The organism is Methylocaldum marinum, assembly GCF_003584645.1.
Classification (GTDB): domain Bacteria; phylum Pseudomonadota; class Gammaproteobacteria; order Methylococcales; family Methylococcaceae; genus Methylocaldum; species Methylocaldum marinum.
Window position 1 is genome coordinate 2224869 of sequence record NZ_AP017928.1, and the last position, 17701, is coordinate 2242569.

Genomic DNA, 17701 nt, shown 5'->3' on the forward strand with positions numbered 1-17701 from the left:
TTAATTCCTTGAAATCCTTGAAGCCGAATCGCGGCCGGCACCGAAACGGGCCGCATTCGGCTCGGTGAGATTCAAAACCCGGTTCAGCATCATTTCAAGTCATCTGCGCGGACCGCCGGCATTCATGGCCGGCCGAATTCGACTTCATGGATCTTGGCCTCCCCGTTCTCCAGTGCGACAACTACGGTAACGGCCTCGCTATACACGCTGCCCCCGATGCTCACGTAGGCCCAACCAAGATCGGAAGCTTGTTTTCCGGGCCAGCTCGTCATGGTCTGGTCTACGCTTATCGAGCTTATATCGCCCCAGTCACTCGGGACTATCGCTTCGAATCCAGCCTGAAGCTGAGACACCGACTTCTTCTGCCGGAATCCTTGCGATGTCATTTCATAAGCTCTCGGGTATTCGCGCGCTGCCAGCGCTTCAGCGAACTCTAGGGCAATTTGTCGGTAGTCGGACACGTTTCCGGACGGCATTTTTGACTTCTCCTTTGAACAGCCCGTAAAGGCGATGGAGTTTTTTCGGCGTTGTTTTCATTTGTCTTGATCGATATAAGCATAGCCACGAGATCGTTTCGTGTAAGCGTGTTCATACATTCGGTCTATACTTGTAGACCGGGTTGATAACGGCGAAGGGCGTCAGCAACGGCATCTTTGCGGTCGCACTATGCACATAACGTTTGCACGATATGTGGAACCCGATCATATGCGGCTGCCGGAGTGAGCGCCGATACTGGGACATACTGTGATATGTAGTTCCAGCCTTTTCTCACCCGCTTTCTTAAACACTCACGGAGCACGAAACGCTCCCTGAGCCATAGCCATTACAAAAGGAAGATACAATGTCGAAAGCAGGTTTTTTCAGTAGCGTTCTGAAAATTGGGACCTTGGGGTCGCTGGCCCTGGGCTCGCTGGTAGCGAATGCGGTGCCGATTTCATCAGCGGATGCGTTCGAGGGAGCGACGATCCTATCGACGACGAACGTCAGTCCGATTTCGGCCGCAAGATCATTCGACGGTTCCAAGGCGGATCCGGGCAACGTCACGTTCTTTCAAGACACTTACGCCGGCGATGTGGGCTCCGTCACGTTCTCCACCGGCAGCGCGGTTACTTTGGACGGTATCCGGCTATATGCGGGGAGCGATGGTGCGGCATTGGGATATCAGCGTTCGATGAGCGCATTTCGATTTTATGCGGACTCGGATGACGACGGCGTATTCGAGGAACTGGTCAACCTGATCATCAACCCGAACTATACGACCGGCGTTGTCGGCGATGCCAACCCTTCGCCAAACGAAATCGAATTGACCTTTCTTTTCAACGGCCCGATCACATCGAGCATATGGAAATACGAGGTGAACCAAGGGGTATCCCGATGGATTTACGACGGCGTTCGCCTGCAGGAGATCGATGCGATTGCAACCTCGGCGGTTCCGGAGCCGTCGTCTCTCGCCTTGCTGACCCTGGGATTGGCCGGATTCGGCTTCAACCGGCGTAGAAATAACAGGGATTGAACAGGATAGCCAGCGCGAGCGGGGCTACGCCTCACCGGGACAGGCGCCGGTGGTGCGAAAGCCGGCGAAGAAGTGCCGCTTGAACCTGATGTCCAGCATCACGAATAAGGGGTGATGCGGTTTATGATTTACGAGCAGACGTTGACGGCGAAGGTCTTGATCGAGTTCATGAGCCGCTTGATTCAGGGCCAGCCGAAAAAGATTTTCTTGATCCTGGATAACCTGAAGGCACACCGGAGCCAAGCGGTGCGGGCCGGGTTGGAGGCTCGGCGTGAGCGGATCGAGGTCTTTGACTTGCCCGCCTATTCGCCCGAGTTGAATCCGGATGAGCTGTTGAACAGCGACTTGAAAGGCGTTCTACACGGCGGACTGCCGGCGAAAACGAAGGCGGAGCTGAAACGGAAAGCGCGCTCCCATCTGTACCGGTTGCAGAAACGCCCCGACCGCATCCGGCGCTATTTCAAACAGCCCAAGATACAGCGTTTTTATGGCCATGAAAATACAGGTAAAATTCTATAAGTTATTGATTTTTAATAATCATTTTGTTTTGTTAGTGTATTTTTTTGAAGTTGAAAACGCTGTAACCTATGCGGCAGCGACCGGATGATTCTGATTTAACCGCAGGGACAATAACCTATACGGCAGCGACCGCATAACTCTATTTAACTGCCGTGACAATAATCAGAGCATTGAAAGCAATAACTGAAAATTAATGGAATGTAATATGGATAAAATTCAAAAATCAGTCGGGCGTGGATGTATAAACAGATCAGAAGATGTCAAGTTAATTCAACAAATGTTGAACAGCGCTATTTGTAGTATCAAATTGGAAGAAAATGGAAAATTAAACCAAAACACCATTGCCGCCATTGACTACTTCCAAAGACTCTATCTGGGTATAAAGCCAGATGGACGTATTAGCCCAACTGGACCAACCTTTACAGCTTTGGAATTAAAGTATCAGAAACCATATTGTGAGACATATTCAATCGCACTTCCTGCTTCAAATAATGGGAGTAAACTTACGGCTGGTGATTTCGATATGGCAGCTAAAAAGTTGGGTTGCGAGGAAGCCTGCATACGTGCCGTTACTGATGTGGAATCTAAAGGTGGTGGATTTTTTCCATGTGGTAAACCTAAAATACTTTTTGAAGCTCACATTTTTTCCAAAAAAACTTTCCATCTTTTCGATAAAGGATATCCAGATATTTCTTCATTAAAATGGAACAAGGCTCTATACGTGGGTGGGGAAGCAGAGTATCGCCGCCTAGAGAAAGCGATGACTATAAATCGGCAAGCTGCTCTTGAATCAACTTCTTGGGGACTCTTTCAGATAATGGGATTTAATTACTCAGCCTCCGGTTTCTCGTCAGTTGAAGATTATATCCAAGCCATGTTCGAATCGGAAGGCAAGCAACTTTTGGCTTTTGTCACCTATATCAGTAGGACAGGATTAGTTGCATACCTTAAATCCAAAGACTGGAAGAGTTTCGCTCGTGCATATAACGGATCTAAATATGCAGAAAACAAATATGATACCAAGCTTGAGGTGGCCTATAAAAAGTATAATATTAAAAAATAGGATTTTTAAAAATGGGTAAAACCAATATTAACTACCGAAACAAAAAATATGTATTCATTAACACTTTTTTGATATTTATGTTATTTCCATTATTTACATGGAGTGCAGAGTTTGTTCAAAGAAAATCTGGCGAATCAATCCAAACTTTCGCACAATCGGTCTTACCGAGAGATGCTGAATTAGTTCATCCAACGGTAGAAGTTACTATACAAGGATCATCACGTGCAGTTGTAGCAATTTATCGTGATAAAAAACAATCGACGAACTTTAGTGGGCTCGTTCTTTTACCCGAAGAAAAATCTCAAAAATATCAAGTAACTCATCTTGCAGCCATAAAAGAAGCAGATGGATTATTTGATATTGAAGTTAAATCCGTATTTACTGCAAAAACTAAGCACCATGACAACAATGGCCTAGTTGTTTTATATAGTTATTATAGGTTAGGTTCTGGTGAAGAAAACGGAGATGCTGCTTATTTTTATTATCTGGATGACGGCTCTTGGAAAATAGATGAGGAATTATCTGATAGATTGGTGGGTGTGAAAAATGCAAAACAGGCTAAAACAAGATTAAAATAACAAAAAGTTAACCTTATGGACGCACAAAGGGGTCACACAAAGGGGGCAAGTCTTGCAAACCTGCATCTTGTCCTACACGGTCCCTCATGGCTAGACCATTTGCCATCGAATTGGGGTGGTGGGTTTAGGTAGGTTATATACTAGAGTTGTTTCTGATGCCAAACAATTGTAAATCAACAGACTTTATAGTTCCAAAGACCGGCGGAAAGTGAGAAAAAATAATCCACGAAGTGACCCAGATGATTTCTAATCCGATGCATCAAGCAGTGGAAGAACTTCATGCCACCGATGGCATGCTCAACGATGACCCGCGTGGCGGCTTGTTTTCTGTTCTGTTTCTTCTGCTCAGGCGTCAATGTCGGATTAGGGTTTTTCTTGGATTTTCTGGGTTTTTTGTGGGGTAGATGTATTTGGGTACTTTGATAATCTTTGTCAGCGCCCAGAAATCCTACTCCCTTCTCACATCAATAAGGGCTACTCTTAGAGGAGAGAAGTTGACCAATTTGTGTAAGGGAGGCGGTCATGAACCGAAGAATCCGTATCCAACGGTTAGCCCCTCAAGACCGGGAGGAGAGTCGTAGGATGCGGTGAACGAAGGGAACCGCATCGATCGCCGACTCGAACGATGCGCCCCCAATCGCAAACGGTGTCGCCGGAAACGCCAAGGCGACCCTTTCCAGCCGGACGTCGACGAATATCGATGTCTTTCGTTCAGAGTATCAATACAGTATCCCCGCTTGATGAGTTCCCGAATCAATCGCCTTGGGCGGTCACCATGCTGCAAGGCTGTTTGTTTATCAAATTACGGCCTGCGAAAAGCCGCACCACGGTTTCGTTTTCTTACTGAGCCTTCAATTTACGCAACGGCTGCCGACGCCGTTATTCGAAGACAAGCTGGCCGTGCTGCTACGTCAGAACATCGATGTCGATCTGCTGACGAGCGGTGTTTGTCAACATAGTTGTCGCATTTCCTTATGTGGTTTTTAACAATAGATCGGTACCGCTGGGTGGTTCCTTCACCGGATTAAGCCACACCGCACCGATAGGTTCCCAGTTGCGGGTGGCGCCCGTCCAACGCTCCGGATGGCGTTCTTTGGCCGCCCGATAAACCTGGTCTCGGGCGGCTAGGATCGTCCTGTCGTTGCCGGCGTGGCGCTCCGCTGGAGTCACGTAACGGAGGCTGCTATGGCGGTGCTCATCGTTGTACCAGCGTACAAACGCCAAGACCCAGTCACGGGCCGCCTCCAGGCTTTCGAAGCCGGCGTGCGGATAGCCCGGCCGGTACTTGCAGGTGCGAAACAGCGCCTCGGAGTAGGGGTTGTCGTCGCTCACTCGTGGGCGGCTGTAGGAAGGTTCAATCCCCAAAGCCTCCAGCGTCGCCCGCAAGGTGCTGCCCTTTTGTGGGCTGCCGTTATCAGCATGCAGTACGAGCGGCTTGCCGACACAGCCTTCCGCCAGCACCGCGCGGCGGACGACGGTGGCGCCGTACTCGGCCGATTCCCGTTCGTACACTTCGAAGCCCACGACCTTGCGGCTATAGAGGTCGAGAATCAGGTACAGGTAGAAAAATAGACCTCGCACCGGTCCTGGCAGCCAGGTAATGTCCCAGCTCCACACCTCACAAGGCCCTCGGGCACACCGGCTCGGCGGTGGCGTCGGATGTCGCGGTGTGCGCGCACGCCCGCGGTGGTGCTGCTCATCGGCTTCCCGCAGAATCCGATAGAAGCTCGATTCCGACCCGAGATACACGCCCTGGTCGGCCAGCCGAGGCACGATTTGGCTCGGCGGGAGACTGGCAAACTCCGGCGCATGACAGACCTCCAGCACGCGCGCCCGCTCCTCGGCGCTGAGCTTGTTCGAAGGCTCAGGCCGCTCCGCCAAAGGTCGGCCGTCAGCTTTCACTTCGCCATCTTGGCGCCAGCGCTGATCAGTCCGCTCGCTGAGGTTTAACGCTGCACAGGCCTTGGCACGGCGGGCGCCCGATTGGACCGCTTCCTGGATCAGCTCCACGGCTTGGCGGCGACTTGGGGTGCTGATCATTCGTCCTCGCGGTCCCCCCAAATCGCCTCGGCTTTTTTTCGCAGCACCAGCAAGGCCGCCGCCTCCGCCAAGGCTTTCTCCTTGCGCTGGAGCTCACGCTCCAGTTCCCGCAGCCGCTTCTGGTCTGCCTGTTGCGATTCCTTCAAACGCCGCTGCTGTGACCGATCCCAATCATTGGCCTACTCACAGGCTAAGCGCCAGGCCCGAATCTGTTCCGGATACAAGCCCCGCCGGCGGCAATACTCTCCCAGTTCCGCTTCACTCAGCGAAGCCGTCTCCACCACCGCCGCGAACTTGTCCCGCGACGTCCACCCTTCCGGACTCTGATCGCCATCCGGCAACAAACGTCCTTGGCGACGGGCTTCCTTCCGCCAGAGATACAGCGTCGCTTCCGAAATCCCTTCCTCTCGGGCCAACTCCGATAGCGCTCGGTTATGTGGCGGTAACATCTTCTTCAAGACCGCTTCTTTTCGTTCCGACGAATATTTCATCTCTCGCTCACTTCCGTCCCCTCAACTCTTTAAGAGACCAATCTATCTGATGCGACATCTATCCTGACAGAGGGGGCGAGCATCGTGGATAAGGTTCTGACCCTGCTGGAACCGGGGACTTCATTCATCGGGTTCGGCCACTGTTTCGGGGATTTCTCCGAGGGGAACATGGCGCTGTCCGAAGCGTTCGCGGGCTTGCCGGTAAGACCTCAGGGCCGTTTCATCGAAACGCCCGTTGCGCTTGACCAGCGACAGGGAAACCAGCGCGGCGCCGTGCCGGTCGAGAAAATGAATGCCGTGTTGCTGATCGCCCCGGCTCAGAAACCAGGCGTGGGCGATTCGGCTGCCGTCGACATGCAAATGAAAGTGTCGATCAACCAGATTGAGCCAATGACCGCGCCAGACCGAGCTTCCGCCGTCCAGCAACAGCTCGGCGGTCGCGCCGCCCTCGCTGCGCGCTACGGCGCGCAAGCGACCCCAGTCACGGCTTGCTTCGATCACCTCGGCGGTGGCCTCCGGCGCGAAACGCAAGGCGCTGTATGCGCCGGCCTCATCGTCCGCGTGCTGTGCACCGATAGCGGAGAAAATTTCTCCGAGAGGCGCATCGAAAACGGTAGCGGCGTCGCGCAGCGAGAGCTCCGGCTGCTCGCGCAGCCGTTTTCGCACGCAGGCGTGCCAGTCCGCCAAGCCCATGCCGAGCGGGCGCCCCGCCCGTTCGCCGTCTTTCGCCTCGCCGGTCAGCCCCTCGTATTTGTGGGCATAGCCGCGCGGGGTGATCATCAGGCCCTCGCGGACGAAGGTGGCGCTATTCCCGATCAGGACCGTGCATAACATGCCGATCTCGCAGTCGGCCATACGGGCCAGAGAAGTCATCTGGATCGACTGGCGGCGGTAGCCGGACTTGACAACGGCCACCGGCGTTTCCGGGCTGCGATGCCTTAGCAGAATGGCTTGCGCCTCGACGATCTGGCGCGTGCGACGACCGCCTTTCGGATTGTATAGAGTCACCACGAAATCTCCCCGGGCCGCCGCTTCCAGGCGTCTGGCAATGACCGGCCAGGGTGTGAGCAGGTCCGACAGCGAGATGGCACAGAAATCATGGGTGAGCGGCGCACCGACCAGGGCCGCGCAGGCGTTCAGCGCCGTGGCGCCGGGAATGACCTCCACCGCGACGCCGCCACTCGGCATCCAGCCGGCTTGCAGCAAGACTTCGAAGGTCGGTCCGGCCATGCCGTAGATCCCGATGTCGCCCGAGGCGATCAGCGCCACGGTCTTGCCCAGCGAAGCCTGTTCATAAGCTTCGACGCAGCGGTCAATCTCTTCGGTCATGCCTTTGCGGATCACCTCCTTGCCGTCGAGCAGGTCCTGCACCAAATTGACCGGGTGCGCGACAAGCCCCGCCGTTCAGGGCGGGGAAGGATAGCGCGGACGGCGGAGCCGTCCTATAATGGCGTTGCTGCCGACAACCAAGGCAGCCTACGGCAGGGCATGCCGGAAGTAACGCCTGTGGAGATACGAGCAGCGGTTGCGCACTCGGCCCAGGAACCCACCGAAGCGACTCAGGGGCGGCTCAATGCCGCCCCTGAGCGCCGTAGGAATCTCCGGCCTTCAGGCCGAGGAGGATGTCAAATAAGTGGAATAGCCGATCACCACGTCGGCCTCGGCGATCGCCTCGCGGGCACGGTAGCTCATGTGCTCGGGCGCGCCGGGTCCGAATCCCACCAGGAGAATCCTGCCCTTAGCCATCGTTCAGCCTCGCAATGGAGACCGTGGCGTTCTTGCCGTCCGGGCCCCGGTATTTGTGTTTCTCCACGACCAGTTCGCCGCGCGAAGCCAGCAATGCCGCCGCCTCGGCCACCGCCGGCGTGCCCATGTACTTGCGCACCGTTTCGAGAGAAGTGCCCCGGTCACAGCCCAGCCCCAGGACGACCCGCATCACGCCGGCTCCGCGGGTGGACGGTAAACGACCAGACGTTCTTCCAGGCGCGTCCACAGGCCGGGATCGATGTCGCGCAGGGTGACCCACAGCACCGCCCGGTAACGATCCAGATCCACGTCTTCCAGGCGCCGGAACAGCCGGATATTGGCCGGCAGCGGTGTGGGCCGGGTCCACCAGTTCCCGGCGCCGGCTTCCTGCACGAAAGCGATCGGCTCTTCGTTGACGACATGGGCGGAGACCCGGGTGATGTTGATTTTCGGGGCTTCCACCCGCCAACCCAGTTCACGGCCCAGGATGTCGACGGGAATGGTCTTGCCCACGTCCGAAGCCGTGGTCAGCACCGCTTCGGCCCCGAGCAGAACCGCCAGGCGTTCGGCATGGGCATTGGCACCGCCGACGTGGCCGGACAGTACCGGAATGACATAGCGGGCGGCATCGTCCACCGCCGGCACGCCGGGGTCTTCCTCTTTCGATCTGAGGTACGGCGCGATCAAACGTACCACGGCGCCCAGCGACACGAAAAAGACGATCTGATCGTAATCCGAGAACAAAGCGCCGATATGGGCGCTCAGTGCACCGGGCAGAGAGCGCACGGTATGGGCCGGAACCGGCAGGCCGGCGGCGAATTTTTCCGGCACCGCCAGATGCGCCTCGGGAAGTTGTGCGGCCAGTTTCGAAGCGTGGGCGACGCCGTGTTTGGTGATGGCCACCAGGGCTATGCGTACTTGGGGTCGATTCATGACGATTCCTTTTGAGATTTACTGCGGCATCCGCGCTGCACGGTGCCGCGTTCCCGGTACGGATTTTTCACCAGCAGCAGCGACAGGTAGTTCACTTTCTCGCCGCGCAGGCGGATGACGTCGCGCTCGATTCGCTCGTCCTCGGTTCCGGCCCTTTCGATGAAGGCCGCATGGGGCAGCAGGCCGCGCCGCTCGAGCAGATCCAGCACCTCGTCCAGCAGTGGCTTGATCTTGAGCAGCGCCAGCGTGTCGAAATCCTCCAACAGGCGCTCGATCACGGCAATGCCGTAACCGGCCGGGACGATCGCCACGGTCTGATCGGTATCCGCCAGCGGCATCCCGAGCCGCGCCGCAGCGGCATTAAAGGACGGCACGCCGGGAATAGTCTCGACCGCGACCGCCGGGTCCAGTGCCCGGACGGTGGGGACCAGATGGCCGAAAGTCGAATAAGTGGAGGCGTCGCCCTCCACCAGAAACAACACGTCGCGGCCGGTCCGCAAACGCGCCAGCACGGCCTCGGCGGCCCGCAGCCGGTAGCCTGCCAGGCTTAGCTCGTCGTGGGTCATGGGAAAGACCAGCGGCGCGTGCGCCCGCGGCAGCTGCAAGCCCGACGCCAGGGCGGTTTGCAGGGCATGGCTTGCGGAGCCCTTGCGCCGCACCGGGTAAGTCCAATGGGCATCACGGCGTTGCAGCAGTTCGAAGGCGCGGCGGGTAATCAGCCCGGGATCGCCGGGGCCGAGCGAGACCCCGAACAGGCGTCCCAGAACGCCGCCTCCCGCCAACAACGGGCTATGATCATTCATCCGCCGCTCTCCATGCAGAAACGCCCCAAACCGGGTTTTCCGCCTGCATGCGATGCATGTCCAGGATGGGACGGCTCCGGGATACTTGCAGCTGGGTGACGTCCCAGCATGCGCCGGCCGCCTTCAGGGTTTCCACCGCAAGGCCCAGGTTTTCGAAAGTCACGAAGTTCATCACCAGGTTACCGCCCGTACGCAGCCGCTGCAGGCAAACCGCGATCAGTTCACGCAACTCGCCGCCGGAACCGCCGATGAATACGGCATCGGGATCGGGCCATTGCGCCAGACCTGCCGGCGCGCGGCCGTGAACCAGACTGTAATTGGTGAGGCGCAGGCCGGCACGATTGCTCGCGGCGATGGCGAAGTCCGCCTCGTTCTTTTCGATGGCGTAGACATGGCCGTGCGGACACAGCCGCGCGGCTTCCAGGCCGACCGCGCCGGAGCCTGCCCCGATGTCCCACACGATGCTGCCCGGATGCAGTCCCAAGCGGGCCAGGGATACAGCGCGAACCTCGCGTTTGGTGATGAGCCCTTTGTCCGGCGCCCGCTGCCGGAAACTTTCGTCGGGCAGACCGAATAGCCGCTCTCGCCCGGACGCTCGCCGGCGCCGAAGCACGACGACATTGGGATCGGCGAAGCTCTGCCGGGCCGCCTCGGCGACCGCCAGCCAGCCCGATACCCGTTCCCCGGGCTGCAGCAGGCATTCCGCCACGGCCATCTCGTATTCTTCATCGAGGCCCTCGGCACACAGCATCCGGGCAATGCGGTCAGGCCCATTCGCCGGGCTGGTGAACAGCGCGAGGAGATCGGCCTGCCGCAGCTGTTGCAGCAAGCCGTAGAGCCCGTGTTCCGGACCGGCGCCGATACGCCATTCACCGGCGTCTTGACCGTGTGCCGACGCGATGCGGGCTTCCTGCCAGGCGACTCCCAAGCGTGCAAAAGCCCATTGCAGGGTGGAAACATTGGGAATCACCTCGACCGCCTCGCGGCCCAGCCTGCCGGTCAGATGGGAAGCAATGCCATGGCAGAGAGGATCGCCGGTGGCGAGTATCACCACCTTGCGCCCCTGCGCTTGAGCCTGTTCCAGCCAATCCGGCACCTGTGCGAGAACTCCGCTCAGATCGCGCCGTTCGGCGTTTGTGCCCAGAGTTTCGGCGAACAGGGCGAGCGTGCGGCTCGCGCCGATGACCAACTCGGCTTGCGCGATGCTGCGCAAGGTTCCGGCGGTCACGCTATCCGGCCCGGTATCCAGTACGCCGATGATGCGGCAGGGTTCAGGCATGAAAATCATCTCCAGAGACTTCGGCCAGTTTGCGGCCCTCGAAATCGCACATCAGGATACGCAGGCCGAAGCGGCCCGGATAGCGTTCCGCCAGCGTTCGAATGGCGTGCCGGCCCAGCGCTTCGTAAAACGCCGTGACAAGCCCCAGTTCCTCCATGCGTTCGCTGGCGTAGCGGGCCGTTTCGGAACGGCGAATGTCCTCGCAGACCTCGGCCGGCGCACCGGCGCCGGCGGCAAGCTCGGCCAGCAGGCCGGTATCCACGGCATTGCGGTTGGCATGGGTAACGGTTTCGCCTTGCGCGATCTTGGTCAGCTTGCCCACCATCCCGCCGATTACCACCCGGCGCAGGCCGCACCGGACCGCAGCGTCCAGGGCATACTTGAGAAAATCGCCCATCTGCACGAAGCAGGCCGGCGCCAGTTCCGGCAGTTCACGCATGGCGAATTTTTCCGTGCGGCCGCCGGTGGTGAGCACCACGGTATGCTGGCCCTGGGCGGCCGCCGCCTCGATGGCCTGGATCACGCTGGCCCGGAAGGCGGCGGTGGAATATGGATGGACGATGCCGGTGGTGCCGAGAATGGAAATGCCGCCAACGATGCCGAGTCGGTCATTCAGCGTCTTTTTCGCGATGGTCTCGCCGCCGGGCACGGAGATGGTGACTTCGAGACCCGCCCGCTCCAGCAACTCGTGCCCGGCGGCGCGCACGTTCGCCTCGATGTTGCGGCGCGGCACCGGGTTGATGGCCGGTCCGCCGACCTCCAGCCCGAGACCCGGCCGGGTGACGGTGCCGACGCCCTCCCCTCCCTTCAACCGCACGATGCCGGGACTTGCAGGCAGCAGCCGGACATCGGCGGTCAGGCGGGGCTTGTCGGTTACGTCGGGATCGTCGCCGGCATCCTTGATGACGACGGCGCGAGCGCGTTCACCGATTCGGTAGCCTTCACTGACCGCGAACCACACTCTCTGACCGTTCGGCAAGTCGCATTCGATCTCCTCGGGCACCTCGCCGAGCGCCAGCCCGAGGGTCGCCGCCCGTGCCGCGGCGGCCGAGCAGGCGCCGGTGGTAAACCCCGTGCGGGTGCCCTTGGGAGTTTTCTCCATGGCGGCTTAAGTCTGCGCCTCGGCCAAGGCCAGCAGGGCATGGATGGCCGCCACCACCAGCGTGGAACCGCCCTTGCGGCCATGGGTGACGATCCAGGGCGTCTGTTCGAGTGCGCTCACCGCAGCCTTCGATTCCGCTGCGGAAACGAATCCCACCGGCATGCCGATCACCAGGGCGGGCTTCAGGTTTTCGTCCCGGATCAGGCGCACGACTTCCAGCAAGGCGGTGGGGGCATTGCCCACCGCGACGATACCCCCTGCCAGCAGCCCGAGCGAAGCGGCCTTGCGCATGGCCTGTACCGCACGGGTACTGTTGTGCTGCTCGGCCCGGGCAATGACGTCCGGGTCGGCGATGAAGTGATGGACCGTGATACCGAAATGAGCGAGACGGGGACTGGACAGACCCACGCAAATCATTTCCACATCCGCGACCAGGGGCGCGCCGGAACGAATGGCTTTCACCCCCGCATCGATGGCGCCGGGGTGGAAGCCGGTCAGGCCGTTGAAGTCGAAATCGGCGGTGGCGTGGATCATCCGGCGCACCACCTGCCACTGGTCTCCGGAATAGGCATGGTCCCCGGCTTCGGCATCGACGATGGCGAACGAATCATGCTCGATGCGACGGCCGGCGTCGGTGAGCTGGTCGGTGACAAGGCGGCTCATGGCTCGATCCCCGCTTAGTGGTGGTGATGGCTGGCGCCGTGTTCGGCGGCTATTTCGCGGTATTTGCAGCCGTCGCACTCCATCATCGCCAAGGCCTCGGCTGCGCCGGTGACTTCGCGGATACGCCGCTCCAGCAGCGCGTAGATTTCCTTTTCGAAGCCGAAATAGTCGCCCAATGCGAAATGAACCCGCGGGTACTGCGTCCGCAGGCGCTCCACCTGGCGTTTGATGCGTTCGATCAGGATGCCGGTAAAAAGGTAGTACGGCAGCACGGCGATTTGCGCCATATCCAGCCGGACCTGCCGCTGTACGGTGGATTCCAGGCGAGGATGGGTGATGCCGGTGAAAGCGACGTCCACCAGGGGGTGGTCGGCCTCTTCGTATAGCCAGCGAGCCATTTTCGCCACTTCGCCGTTGGCGACCCGATCGGAGGAACCGCGTCCCAGCAGCACGACGCCGGTGTTGCGCGGGTCCGGATGGTCGAGCTGGTCCATCGCCTTACGCAGCCTGCGTTTCAGAATGGCGAGAATCTCTTCGCAGGCCCCGAGATGGCGGGTATAGACGAACTCCGTCTCGGGATGGCGTCGGCGTGCGTGTTCGATGGCCTCGGGAATTTCCATCTTGACGTGCCCGGCGGCGTTGAGGATCAAGGGTGTCACGATGACCCGCCCGCCATTCCGCGCAGCCAGATCGAGCCCCGCTTCCAGCAGCACTTCGGCGAACTCGATGAAGCAGACCTCGATGCGCCGGTCGGGACGGCTCTCCCGCCAGCGCGCGGCGAATTGCTCGATCTCCGTGTTGCCCGCGCTTTCCCGGGAACCATGGCCTACCAGCAGGATCGTGTCGGAGCCGTTCATGAATCTAGAAACGGCAGTTGGACACGTCCGGGTATGCGGCCGGCAGGCCGGATGGCTAGACGCGACGACGGCATGGGGCCGCCCCCCACAAGAAGGAGCAACGCCGCCAGGCGGCTTGGCGGCCGTGCAATCGGGTGCGTAGGCGCCTCACCCAAACGGTGAAATCGGTAGCCGGTAGGACGGTCAGAGTTCATACGACTTTTCTACTCCTTACTAAGCGATCAACTGCCGTTTCTATGATGATGAGTGATCCGTCTTGCGAAAACGATGGGAGAAAGCCGGGTCGTAGAGCCTGGAGCGCTTGATGTCCGGCCAGTGGCGCGCGCCCAGGGCGGGACTGGCGATGATCATGGCCTGGCTGTTTATGCGTTCGGCGACGCAGCGTTCGCGAATGTCCGCCAGGGTGCCGCGCAGGATTTTTTCCCGGCCGGGCCAACTGGCCTTTTGCACTACCAATACCGGAGAGTCCTCGCGCCAGCCGGCGTCCAGCAGAGCCCGGGTGACTTCCCGCAATAGGGTGATGGACAGGAACAGGCACAGGGTGCACCGGTGGGCGGCCAGTTCTTTCAGGGATTCACGCTCCGGCATCGGGGTTCGGCCCTCGACCCGGGTCAGGATGACGGTCTGGGTGATTTCCGGCAGGGTCAGGGTTTCCACCGCTGCCGCCGCGGAAGCCATCGCCGAAGACACGCCGGGCACGACGCCCACTTCGATGCCCGCTTCATCCAGCGGTCGAACCATTTCGACCAGCGCGCCATACAGACTCGGATCGCCGGTTTGCAGGCGCACCACCACCGGATGCCGGCGCGCCTGCCCGATCAGCCAGGCGCTGATCTGCTCCAGGCTCATGCCCTTGGAATCTTCGATGACACAGCCGGATTTGGCCCAATTCAGGGCGGTTTCGGACACCAGCGAGCCGGCATAGAGAATGGCGTCGGCGCTTTCGATCAGGGCGCGTCCCCTGACGGTGATCAGCTCCGGATCGCCCGGGCCGGCGCCGATGAACCAGACCTTGCCGGGCGGAGTCACCGAGTCTCCTCCCTGATCATCCTTTGGAACATCGCGGCGGACAAGCCGCCGAGAAGCAGCCAGAACAGCGCGTTGGCCGCGAGCGTCGCCAAACGGAATTGCGTCAGCAAGGCATCCGGCGCCACGCTGCCGGAAATCGCCGGGTGGGGCGCGCCGTACAGGTGCGGGATGGCGAACGCGAGCAGGCCGATCGCACGTAGCGTCGGCCGTGTCTGCAAGAGCAGCAAGCCCAGCCCGGCGGCGGTAGCCAGGGCGGTGCCGAGCCACCAGTGCTGGCGCAGACTCAGCTCGGCGACGGCGCTGCCGGGAAGTTCGGGCGGCAGGCCCAGGCCGGGTGAGGCGAAAAACACCGCAAAACCGGCCAGTCCCCAGGCGAGGCCTTGTACCGCGTTTACCGGCGGGCGCAGGGCGTACAGGCCCGTCAGAATCAGGCCATAGCCCAAGCCCAGCGCGGTATTGGCAAGGGCGGTGGCGAGCGTGCGGGGCCAACCGTTCTCCGGCTGCCAAGCCGGGTGCTCAGGCTGATCGGGCGTTGCGGCGGCTTCCTCGTAAGTTTCCGCCTCCAGGATCAGCGGACTTATCCAAAGGACTTGCGCCAGCGTCAGAACCAAGGCGGCCGCCGAGCCGGCCACGGTGGCGGTCAGCAAGATACTTCTGAACACGGCCCTGTTCAGTGGCAGGGAAAATCGGCGGAATGGCGGGTGTCGTGGGCAGCATTATGCACCGCATCGACCGGTGCGAAACCCACGATGAGTATCAGCAGGCTGCCCAGCAACACGGCGGAAAACGAAGCAATGATGCGGTGAAGCCGGCTGGCTTCGGTGAGATCGGAAAACGGTTGCGCTACCATCGATATCTCCCTTTCGTTGGACTTGGCGTCGAGAACCCGAAGGGAGCGAACCCGTGCACGAATACACACTCGCCGAAATGCAAGTGTGAGGTGCCGGCGCCCGCCCATCGCGGGTTAAAGCTACTCCTTCCGGGCCGGTCTCCGGGCTTGCGAGGGATGCCGAAAGACATCTGCGCATCGCCTTCCCGCGTGACTCCAGTCAGGCAGTGACATCATGATGCGCATTGGCTCGCTTACCGTTGCGTGGGCAGCGCCGGCATTGCCGAATGAAGACCCATTCGGCGCACCGGCTTCCCGTTTAACTCGAGTCCGTCGAATGCGGTTCGAGCACCCGGAAGTCGATCAGGGGCGTACTCTAAAAGATTTGTCCGGGCGCGTCAAAACCTGCTTGCGGCCCATGCACCCTCCCGATAGCCTCGGTGATCGGCCTTCGATGTAATTGAGATCCCGCAACCACATAAGACATTGATGCCTTTTTGAAAGCGATTTTGAAACGACCCTATGACGACGCAAACGCGCTTTCCCGATAGATCCGGTCCAGTTCTTCCTCGAAGAAGAACTTCTGCTGCCCGAACGCGGGTTTGAGCTCGTCCAGCCAGGTTGCCTTGTCGTCGTACTCGGCGAAGAACGGCCGATGGATCCAGTCAGGGTTTCTGCCTTGAAGAAACCGCATCGTAATAACCTTCTCGCCCGCCGCTTCGGCCACGCCGAGCACCTGGACCTTGCCGGGGCAGGCCGAGAGACTGGGACCCCGCACGGTACGGCCGAGACCGCTCACGCGCTGATAGGCTTCCCGGAAAATCTCCCAGCCACGTACCAGGGGAACGGCGAAATAATGCTGCGCCCCGGTATCCCGCGCCAAAAACATGTAATAGGGAACACAGCCGAGATCGACCTGTGCGTTCCACATGCGTGCCCAGAGTGCCGGGTCGTCATTGATGTGGCGGAGCACCGGCGACTGGGTGCGAATCACCGCGCCGGTGGAACGGAGCCGCTGGATCGCGTGCCGTACCGCCGCGGGTTCCAGCTCCCGCGGATGGTTGAAATGCGCCATGATCGCCAGATGCTTGCCGCTGGCGGCCACTTTCCGCAACAACGCGATCAGGTGGTCGGAATCGGCATCGGCGAGGAAACGATAGGGCCAATAGGACAGTGCCTTGGTACCGATCCGGATATGCCGCAGATTGGGAAGATCCGCCGCGATCAGGGGTTCGATGTAATCGGCCAGCCGCCGCGCCGACATGATCAAGGGATCGCCGCCGGTGAAAAGCACGTCGGTCACTTCCGGATGCGCCTTGAGATAAGCGACCAGATGCTCCGCTTCGCGGCTTGCGAACTTCAAGCCGGACAATCCGACGAACTGGGGCCAGCGGAAACAGAACGAGCAATAGGCATGACAGGTTTGCCCGGGACTCGGGAAAAACAGAACCGTTTCGCGGTATTTGTGCTGCATGCCGTGCATAGGCTCGCCGTTCAAATGAGGAACATTCAGCTCCCGCTGGCCCGCCGGATGAGGGTTGAGTTCCAGGCGAATACGGTCGGCTGCCTCCCGGATCAGGGTCGGGCTCGCACCGCCTTTTACCAGCGCCGCCATTTCCTCGAAATGATGCGGCAGCAACATTTCGCGCTGCGGGAAGGTCAGCACGAACATCGGATCGTTTGGCACGTTTTCCCAGTCGATCAGCTCGTCGACCACGAAGTTGTTGGTTTTGAAGGGCAATACCCGCCCTACGACCTCGATCTCGAACAATTGCTCCTCGTCGAGCCGTGCCATTTGCGGGATTTCGCGAAAATTGCCGAGATTGTACGCCGTGTAGCGCGTCGAATCGAATCCCGTAAAAATTTTCTTGGGAGAGATACTCATAAAATATTTCCGCCGAGAATTAGGTATAGTTGGAAGGAGCAGGAGCAGAAACGTGTAACGGCCCGGAGCGATTCCGTCTCGCCAGGGGTTACGGATTCCGACCCGCCGGCGGACGATGTCATCGGGTAACGCGGCATCCGGGCTGTCAAATCGGGTGTCCCCCCCTTAATCCGACCATCCGTTTAAAGACGACTCTTATTTTAGCAAGCGGGTGAGAAACCACGGGGTCCCGACGTCTCCGTGAGTCAGAGGGCAAAGAACTGTCACATCATCGTCAGCACATATCGAAGTTTCTCACCGGTGGCTAAGTATATTTGCACAAAAATGGTTTGCGCAAATATACATCGTGTTAAACATCGAATACGGAACCC

General features: G+C 59.4%; 20 protein-coding genes, 1 pseudogene and 1 riboswitch. Of the genes and pseudogenes, 5 read left to right on the forward strand and 16 right to left on the reverse strand.

All coding sequences use genetic code 11. The features are described 5' to 3' along the window. Positions 1-122: 122 nt before the first annotated feature. Positions 123-476 carry a hypothetical protein gene (locus sS8_RS09555; RefSeq protein WP_119629451.1) on the reverse strand — a complete coding sequence of 118 codons (354 nt, stop codon included), beginning with the start codon at positions 474-476 and terminating at the stop codon, positions 123-125. A 365-nt stretch (positions 477-841) separates the two neighbouring features. On the opposite strand from sS8_RS09555, the gene sS8_RS09560 reads away from it, so the two are divergent. The 4 genes from sS8_RS09560 to sS8_RS27610 all read left to right on the forward strand — a co-directional run bounded on the left by sS8_RS09560 (position 842) and on the right by sS8_RS27610 (position 3673). Next, positions 842-1513, forward strand: coding sequence for a PEP-CTERM sorting domain-containing protein (locus sS8_RS09560; protein ID WP_119629452.1), 672 nt, complete (start codon positions 842-844; stop codon positions 1511-1513). Between the two features lie 114 nt (positions 1514-1627). Further along, positions 1628-2032, forward strand: a complete 405-nt coding sequence (locus tag sS8_RS09565) for a transposase (RefSeq protein WP_119629453.1) — start codon at positions 1628-1630, stop codon at positions 2030-2032. Between the two features lie 205 nt (positions 2033-2237). After that, positions 2238-3095 (forward strand): N-acetylmuramidase domain-containing protein, encoded by an 858-nt coding sequence (locus tag sS8_RS09570; protein ID WP_119632689.1) that lies wholly within the window; start codon positions 2238-2240, stop codon positions 3093-3095. Between the two features lie 11 nt (positions 3096-3106). Continuing rightward, entirely contained in the window at positions 3107-3673 is a 567-nt protein-coding gene (locus sS8_RS27610) for a hypothetical protein (protein WP_145986478.1), read from the forward strand. A 173-nt stretch (positions 3674-3846) separates the two neighbouring features. On the opposite strand, the gene sS8_RS09575 is transcribed toward sS8_RS27610, so the two are convergent. Then, positions 3847-4116, reverse strand: coding sequence for a transposase family protein (locus sS8_RS09575; RefSeq protein WP_119629454.1), 270 nt, complete (start codon positions 4114-4116; stop codon positions 3847-3849). Positions 4117-4435: 319 nt separating this feature from the next. Between sS8_RS09575 and sS8_RS09580 the strand changes: the two genes are divergently transcribed. Continuing rightward, entirely contained in the window at positions 4436-4660 is a 225-nt protein-coding gene (locus sS8_RS09580) for a hypothetical protein (RefSeq protein ID WP_119629455.1), read from the forward strand. On the opposite strand, the pseudogene sS8_RS09585 reads toward sS8_RS09580, so the two are convergent. The 14 genes and pseudogenes from sS8_RS09585 to sS8_RS09650 form a co-directional block, all read right to left on the reverse strand. Beyond that, positions 4646-6204, reverse strand: a pseudogene (locus tag sS8_RS09585) (IS3 family transposase). The gene sS8_RS09580 and the pseudogene sS8_RS09585 overlap by 15 nt on opposite strands. A 120-nt stretch (positions 6205-6324) precedes the next feature. Beyond that, positions 6325-7575 carry a precorrin-3B C(17)-methyltransferase gene (gene cobJ / locus sS8_RS09590; RefSeq protein ID WP_269461498.1) on the reverse strand — a complete coding sequence of 417 codons (1251 nt, stop codon included), beginning with the start codon at positions 7573-7575 and terminating at the stop codon, positions 6325-6327. A gap of 237 nt (positions 7576-7812) precedes the next feature. Next, a complete protein-coding gene (locus sS8_RS09595; protein ID WP_197716726.1) occupies positions 7813-7950 on the reverse strand; it encodes an SAM-dependent methyltransferase in 138 nt (45 codons plus the stop codon). Further along, positions 7943-8140, reverse strand: coding sequence for a cobalamin biosynthesis protein (locus tag sS8_RS09600; protein WP_119629456.1), 198 nt, complete (start codon positions 8138-8140; stop codon positions 7943-7945). The genes sS8_RS09595 and sS8_RS09600 overlap by 8 nt, the downstream gene beginning before the upstream one ends. Then, complete coding sequence (locus sS8_RS09605; RefSeq protein ID WP_119629457.1) at positions 8140-8883, reverse strand: cobalamin biosynthesis central domain-containing protein; 744 nt, start codon at positions 8881-8883, stop codon at positions 8140-8142. The genes sS8_RS09600 and sS8_RS09605 overlap by 1 nt, the downstream gene beginning before the upstream one ends. Continuing rightward, complete coding sequence (cobI, locus tag sS8_RS09610; RefSeq protein WP_119629458.1) at positions 8880-9686, reverse strand: precorrin-2 C(20)-methyltransferase; 807 nt, start codon at positions 9684-9686, stop codon at positions 8880-8882. The genes sS8_RS09605 and cobI overlap by 4 nt, the downstream gene beginning before the upstream one ends. Further along, positions 9679-10965, reverse strand: a complete 1287-nt coding sequence (cbiE, locus tag sS8_RS09615) for a precorrin-6y C5,15-methyltransferase (decarboxylating) subunit CbiE (RefSeq protein WP_119632690.1) — start codon at positions 10963-10965, stop codon at positions 9679-9681. The genes cobI and cbiE overlap by 8 nt, the downstream gene beginning before the upstream one ends. After that, on the reverse strand, positions 10958-12067 hold the full coding sequence (locus sS8_RS09620) for a cobalt-precorrin-5B (C(1))-methyltransferase (RefSeq protein ID WP_119629459.1): 1110 nt from the start codon (positions 12065-12067) through the stop codon (positions 10958-10960). The genes cbiE and sS8_RS09620 overlap by 8 nt, the downstream gene beginning before the upstream one ends. Positions 12068-12073: 6 nt before the next feature. Continuing rightward, entirely contained in the window at positions 12074-12730 is a 657-nt protein-coding gene (locus sS8_RS09625; RefSeq protein WP_119629460.1) for a precorrin-8X methylmutase, read from the reverse strand. Positions 12731-12744: 14 nt separating this feature from the next. After that, positions 12745-13587 (reverse strand): sirohydrochlorin chelatase, encoded by an 843-nt coding sequence (locus sS8_RS09630; RefSeq protein WP_119629461.1) that lies wholly within the window; start codon positions 13585-13587, stop codon positions 12745-12747. Between the two features lie 234 nt (positions 13588-13821). Further along, a complete protein-coding gene (gene cobM / locus sS8_RS09635; RefSeq protein WP_119629462.1) occupies positions 13822-14616 on the reverse strand; it encodes a precorrin-4 C(11)-methyltransferase in 795 nt (264 codons plus the stop codon). Continuing rightward, positions 14613-15278: a CbtA family protein gene (locus sS8_RS09640; protein WP_232020584.1), complete on the reverse strand. Its 666-nt coding sequence runs from the start codon at positions 15276-15278 to the stop codon at positions 14613-14615. The genes cobM and sS8_RS09640 overlap by 4 nt, the downstream gene beginning before the upstream one ends. Positions 15279-15286: 8 nt before the next feature. Then, complete coding sequence (locus sS8_RS09645) at positions 15287-15466, reverse strand: CbtB domain-containing protein (RefSeq protein ID WP_119629464.1); 180 nt, start codon at positions 15464-15466, stop codon at positions 15287-15289. A 115-nt stretch (positions 15467-15581) separates the two neighbouring features. Continuing rightward, positions 15582-15816, reverse strand: a riboswitch (cobalamin riboswitch). Between the two features lie 149 nt (positions 15817-15965). Continuing rightward, on the reverse strand, positions 15966-17330 hold the full coding sequence (locus sS8_RS09650) for a KamA family radical SAM protein (RefSeq protein WP_119629465.1): 1365 nt from the start codon (positions 17328-17330) through the stop codon (positions 15966-15968). Positions 17331-17701 lie beyond the last annotated feature (371 nt).

What these genes read in the sequence shown, in the direction of transcription:
- sS8_RS09630 (WP_119629461.1), bottom strand. Translation starts at nt 13,587, where the DNA reads ATGAACGGCTCCGACACGATCCTGCTGGTAGGCCATGGTTCCCGGGAA.
- sS8_RS09595 (WP_197716726.1), bottom strand. Translation starts at nt 7,950, where the DNA reads ATGGCTAAGGGCAGGATTCTCCTGGTGGGATTCGGACCCGGCGCGCCC.
- sS8_RS09645 (WP_119629464.1), bottom strand. Translation starts at nt 15,466, where the DNA reads ATGGTAGCGCAACCGTTTTCCGATCTCACCGAAGCCAGCCGGCTTCAC.
- cobI (WP_119629458.1), bottom strand. Translation starts at nt 9,686, where the DNA reads ATGAATGATCATAGCCCGTTGTTGGCGGGAGGCGGCGTTCTGGGACGC.
- sS8_RS09650 (WP_119629465.1), bottom strand. Translation starts at nt 17,330, where the DNA reads ATGAGTATCTCTCCCAAGAAAATTTTTACGGGATTCGATTCGACGCGC.
- sS8_RS09565 (WP_119629453.1), top strand. Translation starts at nt 1,628, where the DNA reads ATGCGGTTTATGATTTACGAGCAGACGTTGACGGCGAAGGTCTTGATC.
- sS8_RS09570 (WP_119632689.1), top strand. Translation starts at nt 2,238, where the DNA reads ATGGATAAAATTCAAAAATCAGTCGGGCGTGGATGTATAAACAGATCA.
- sS8_RS09625 (WP_119629460.1), bottom strand. Translation starts at nt 12,730, where the DNA reads ATGAGCCGCCTTGTCACCGACCAGCTCACCGACGCCGGCCGTCGCATC.
- sS8_RS09555 (WP_119629451.1), bottom strand. Translation starts at nt 476, where the DNA reads ATGCCGTCCGGAAACGTGTCCGACTACCGACAAATTGCCCTAGAGTTC.
- sS8_RS09620 (WP_119629459.1), bottom strand. Translation starts at nt 12,067, where the DNA reads ATGGAGAAAACTCCCAAGGGCACCCGCACGGGGTTTACCACCGGCGCC.
- cbiE (WP_119632690.1), bottom strand. Translation starts at nt 10,965, where the DNA reads ATGCCTGAACCCTGCCGCATCATCGGCGTACTGGATACCGGGCCGGAT.
- sS8_RS09600 (WP_119629456.1), bottom strand. Translation starts at nt 8,140, where the DNA reads ATGCGGGTCGTCCTGGGGCTGGGCTGTGACCGGGGCACTTCTCTCGAA.
- sS8_RS09605 (WP_119629457.1), bottom strand. Translation starts at nt 8,883, where the DNA reads ATGAATCGACCCCAAGTACGCATAGCCCTGGTGGCCATCACCAAACAC.
- sS8_RS27610 (WP_145986478.1), top strand. Translation starts at nt 3,107, where the DNA reads ATGGGTAAAACCAATATTAACTACCGAAACAAAAAATATGTATTCATT.
- sS8_RS09560 (WP_119629452.1), top strand. Translation starts at nt 842, where the DNA reads ATGTCGAAAGCAGGTTTTTTCAGTAGCGTTCTGAAAATTGGGACCTTG.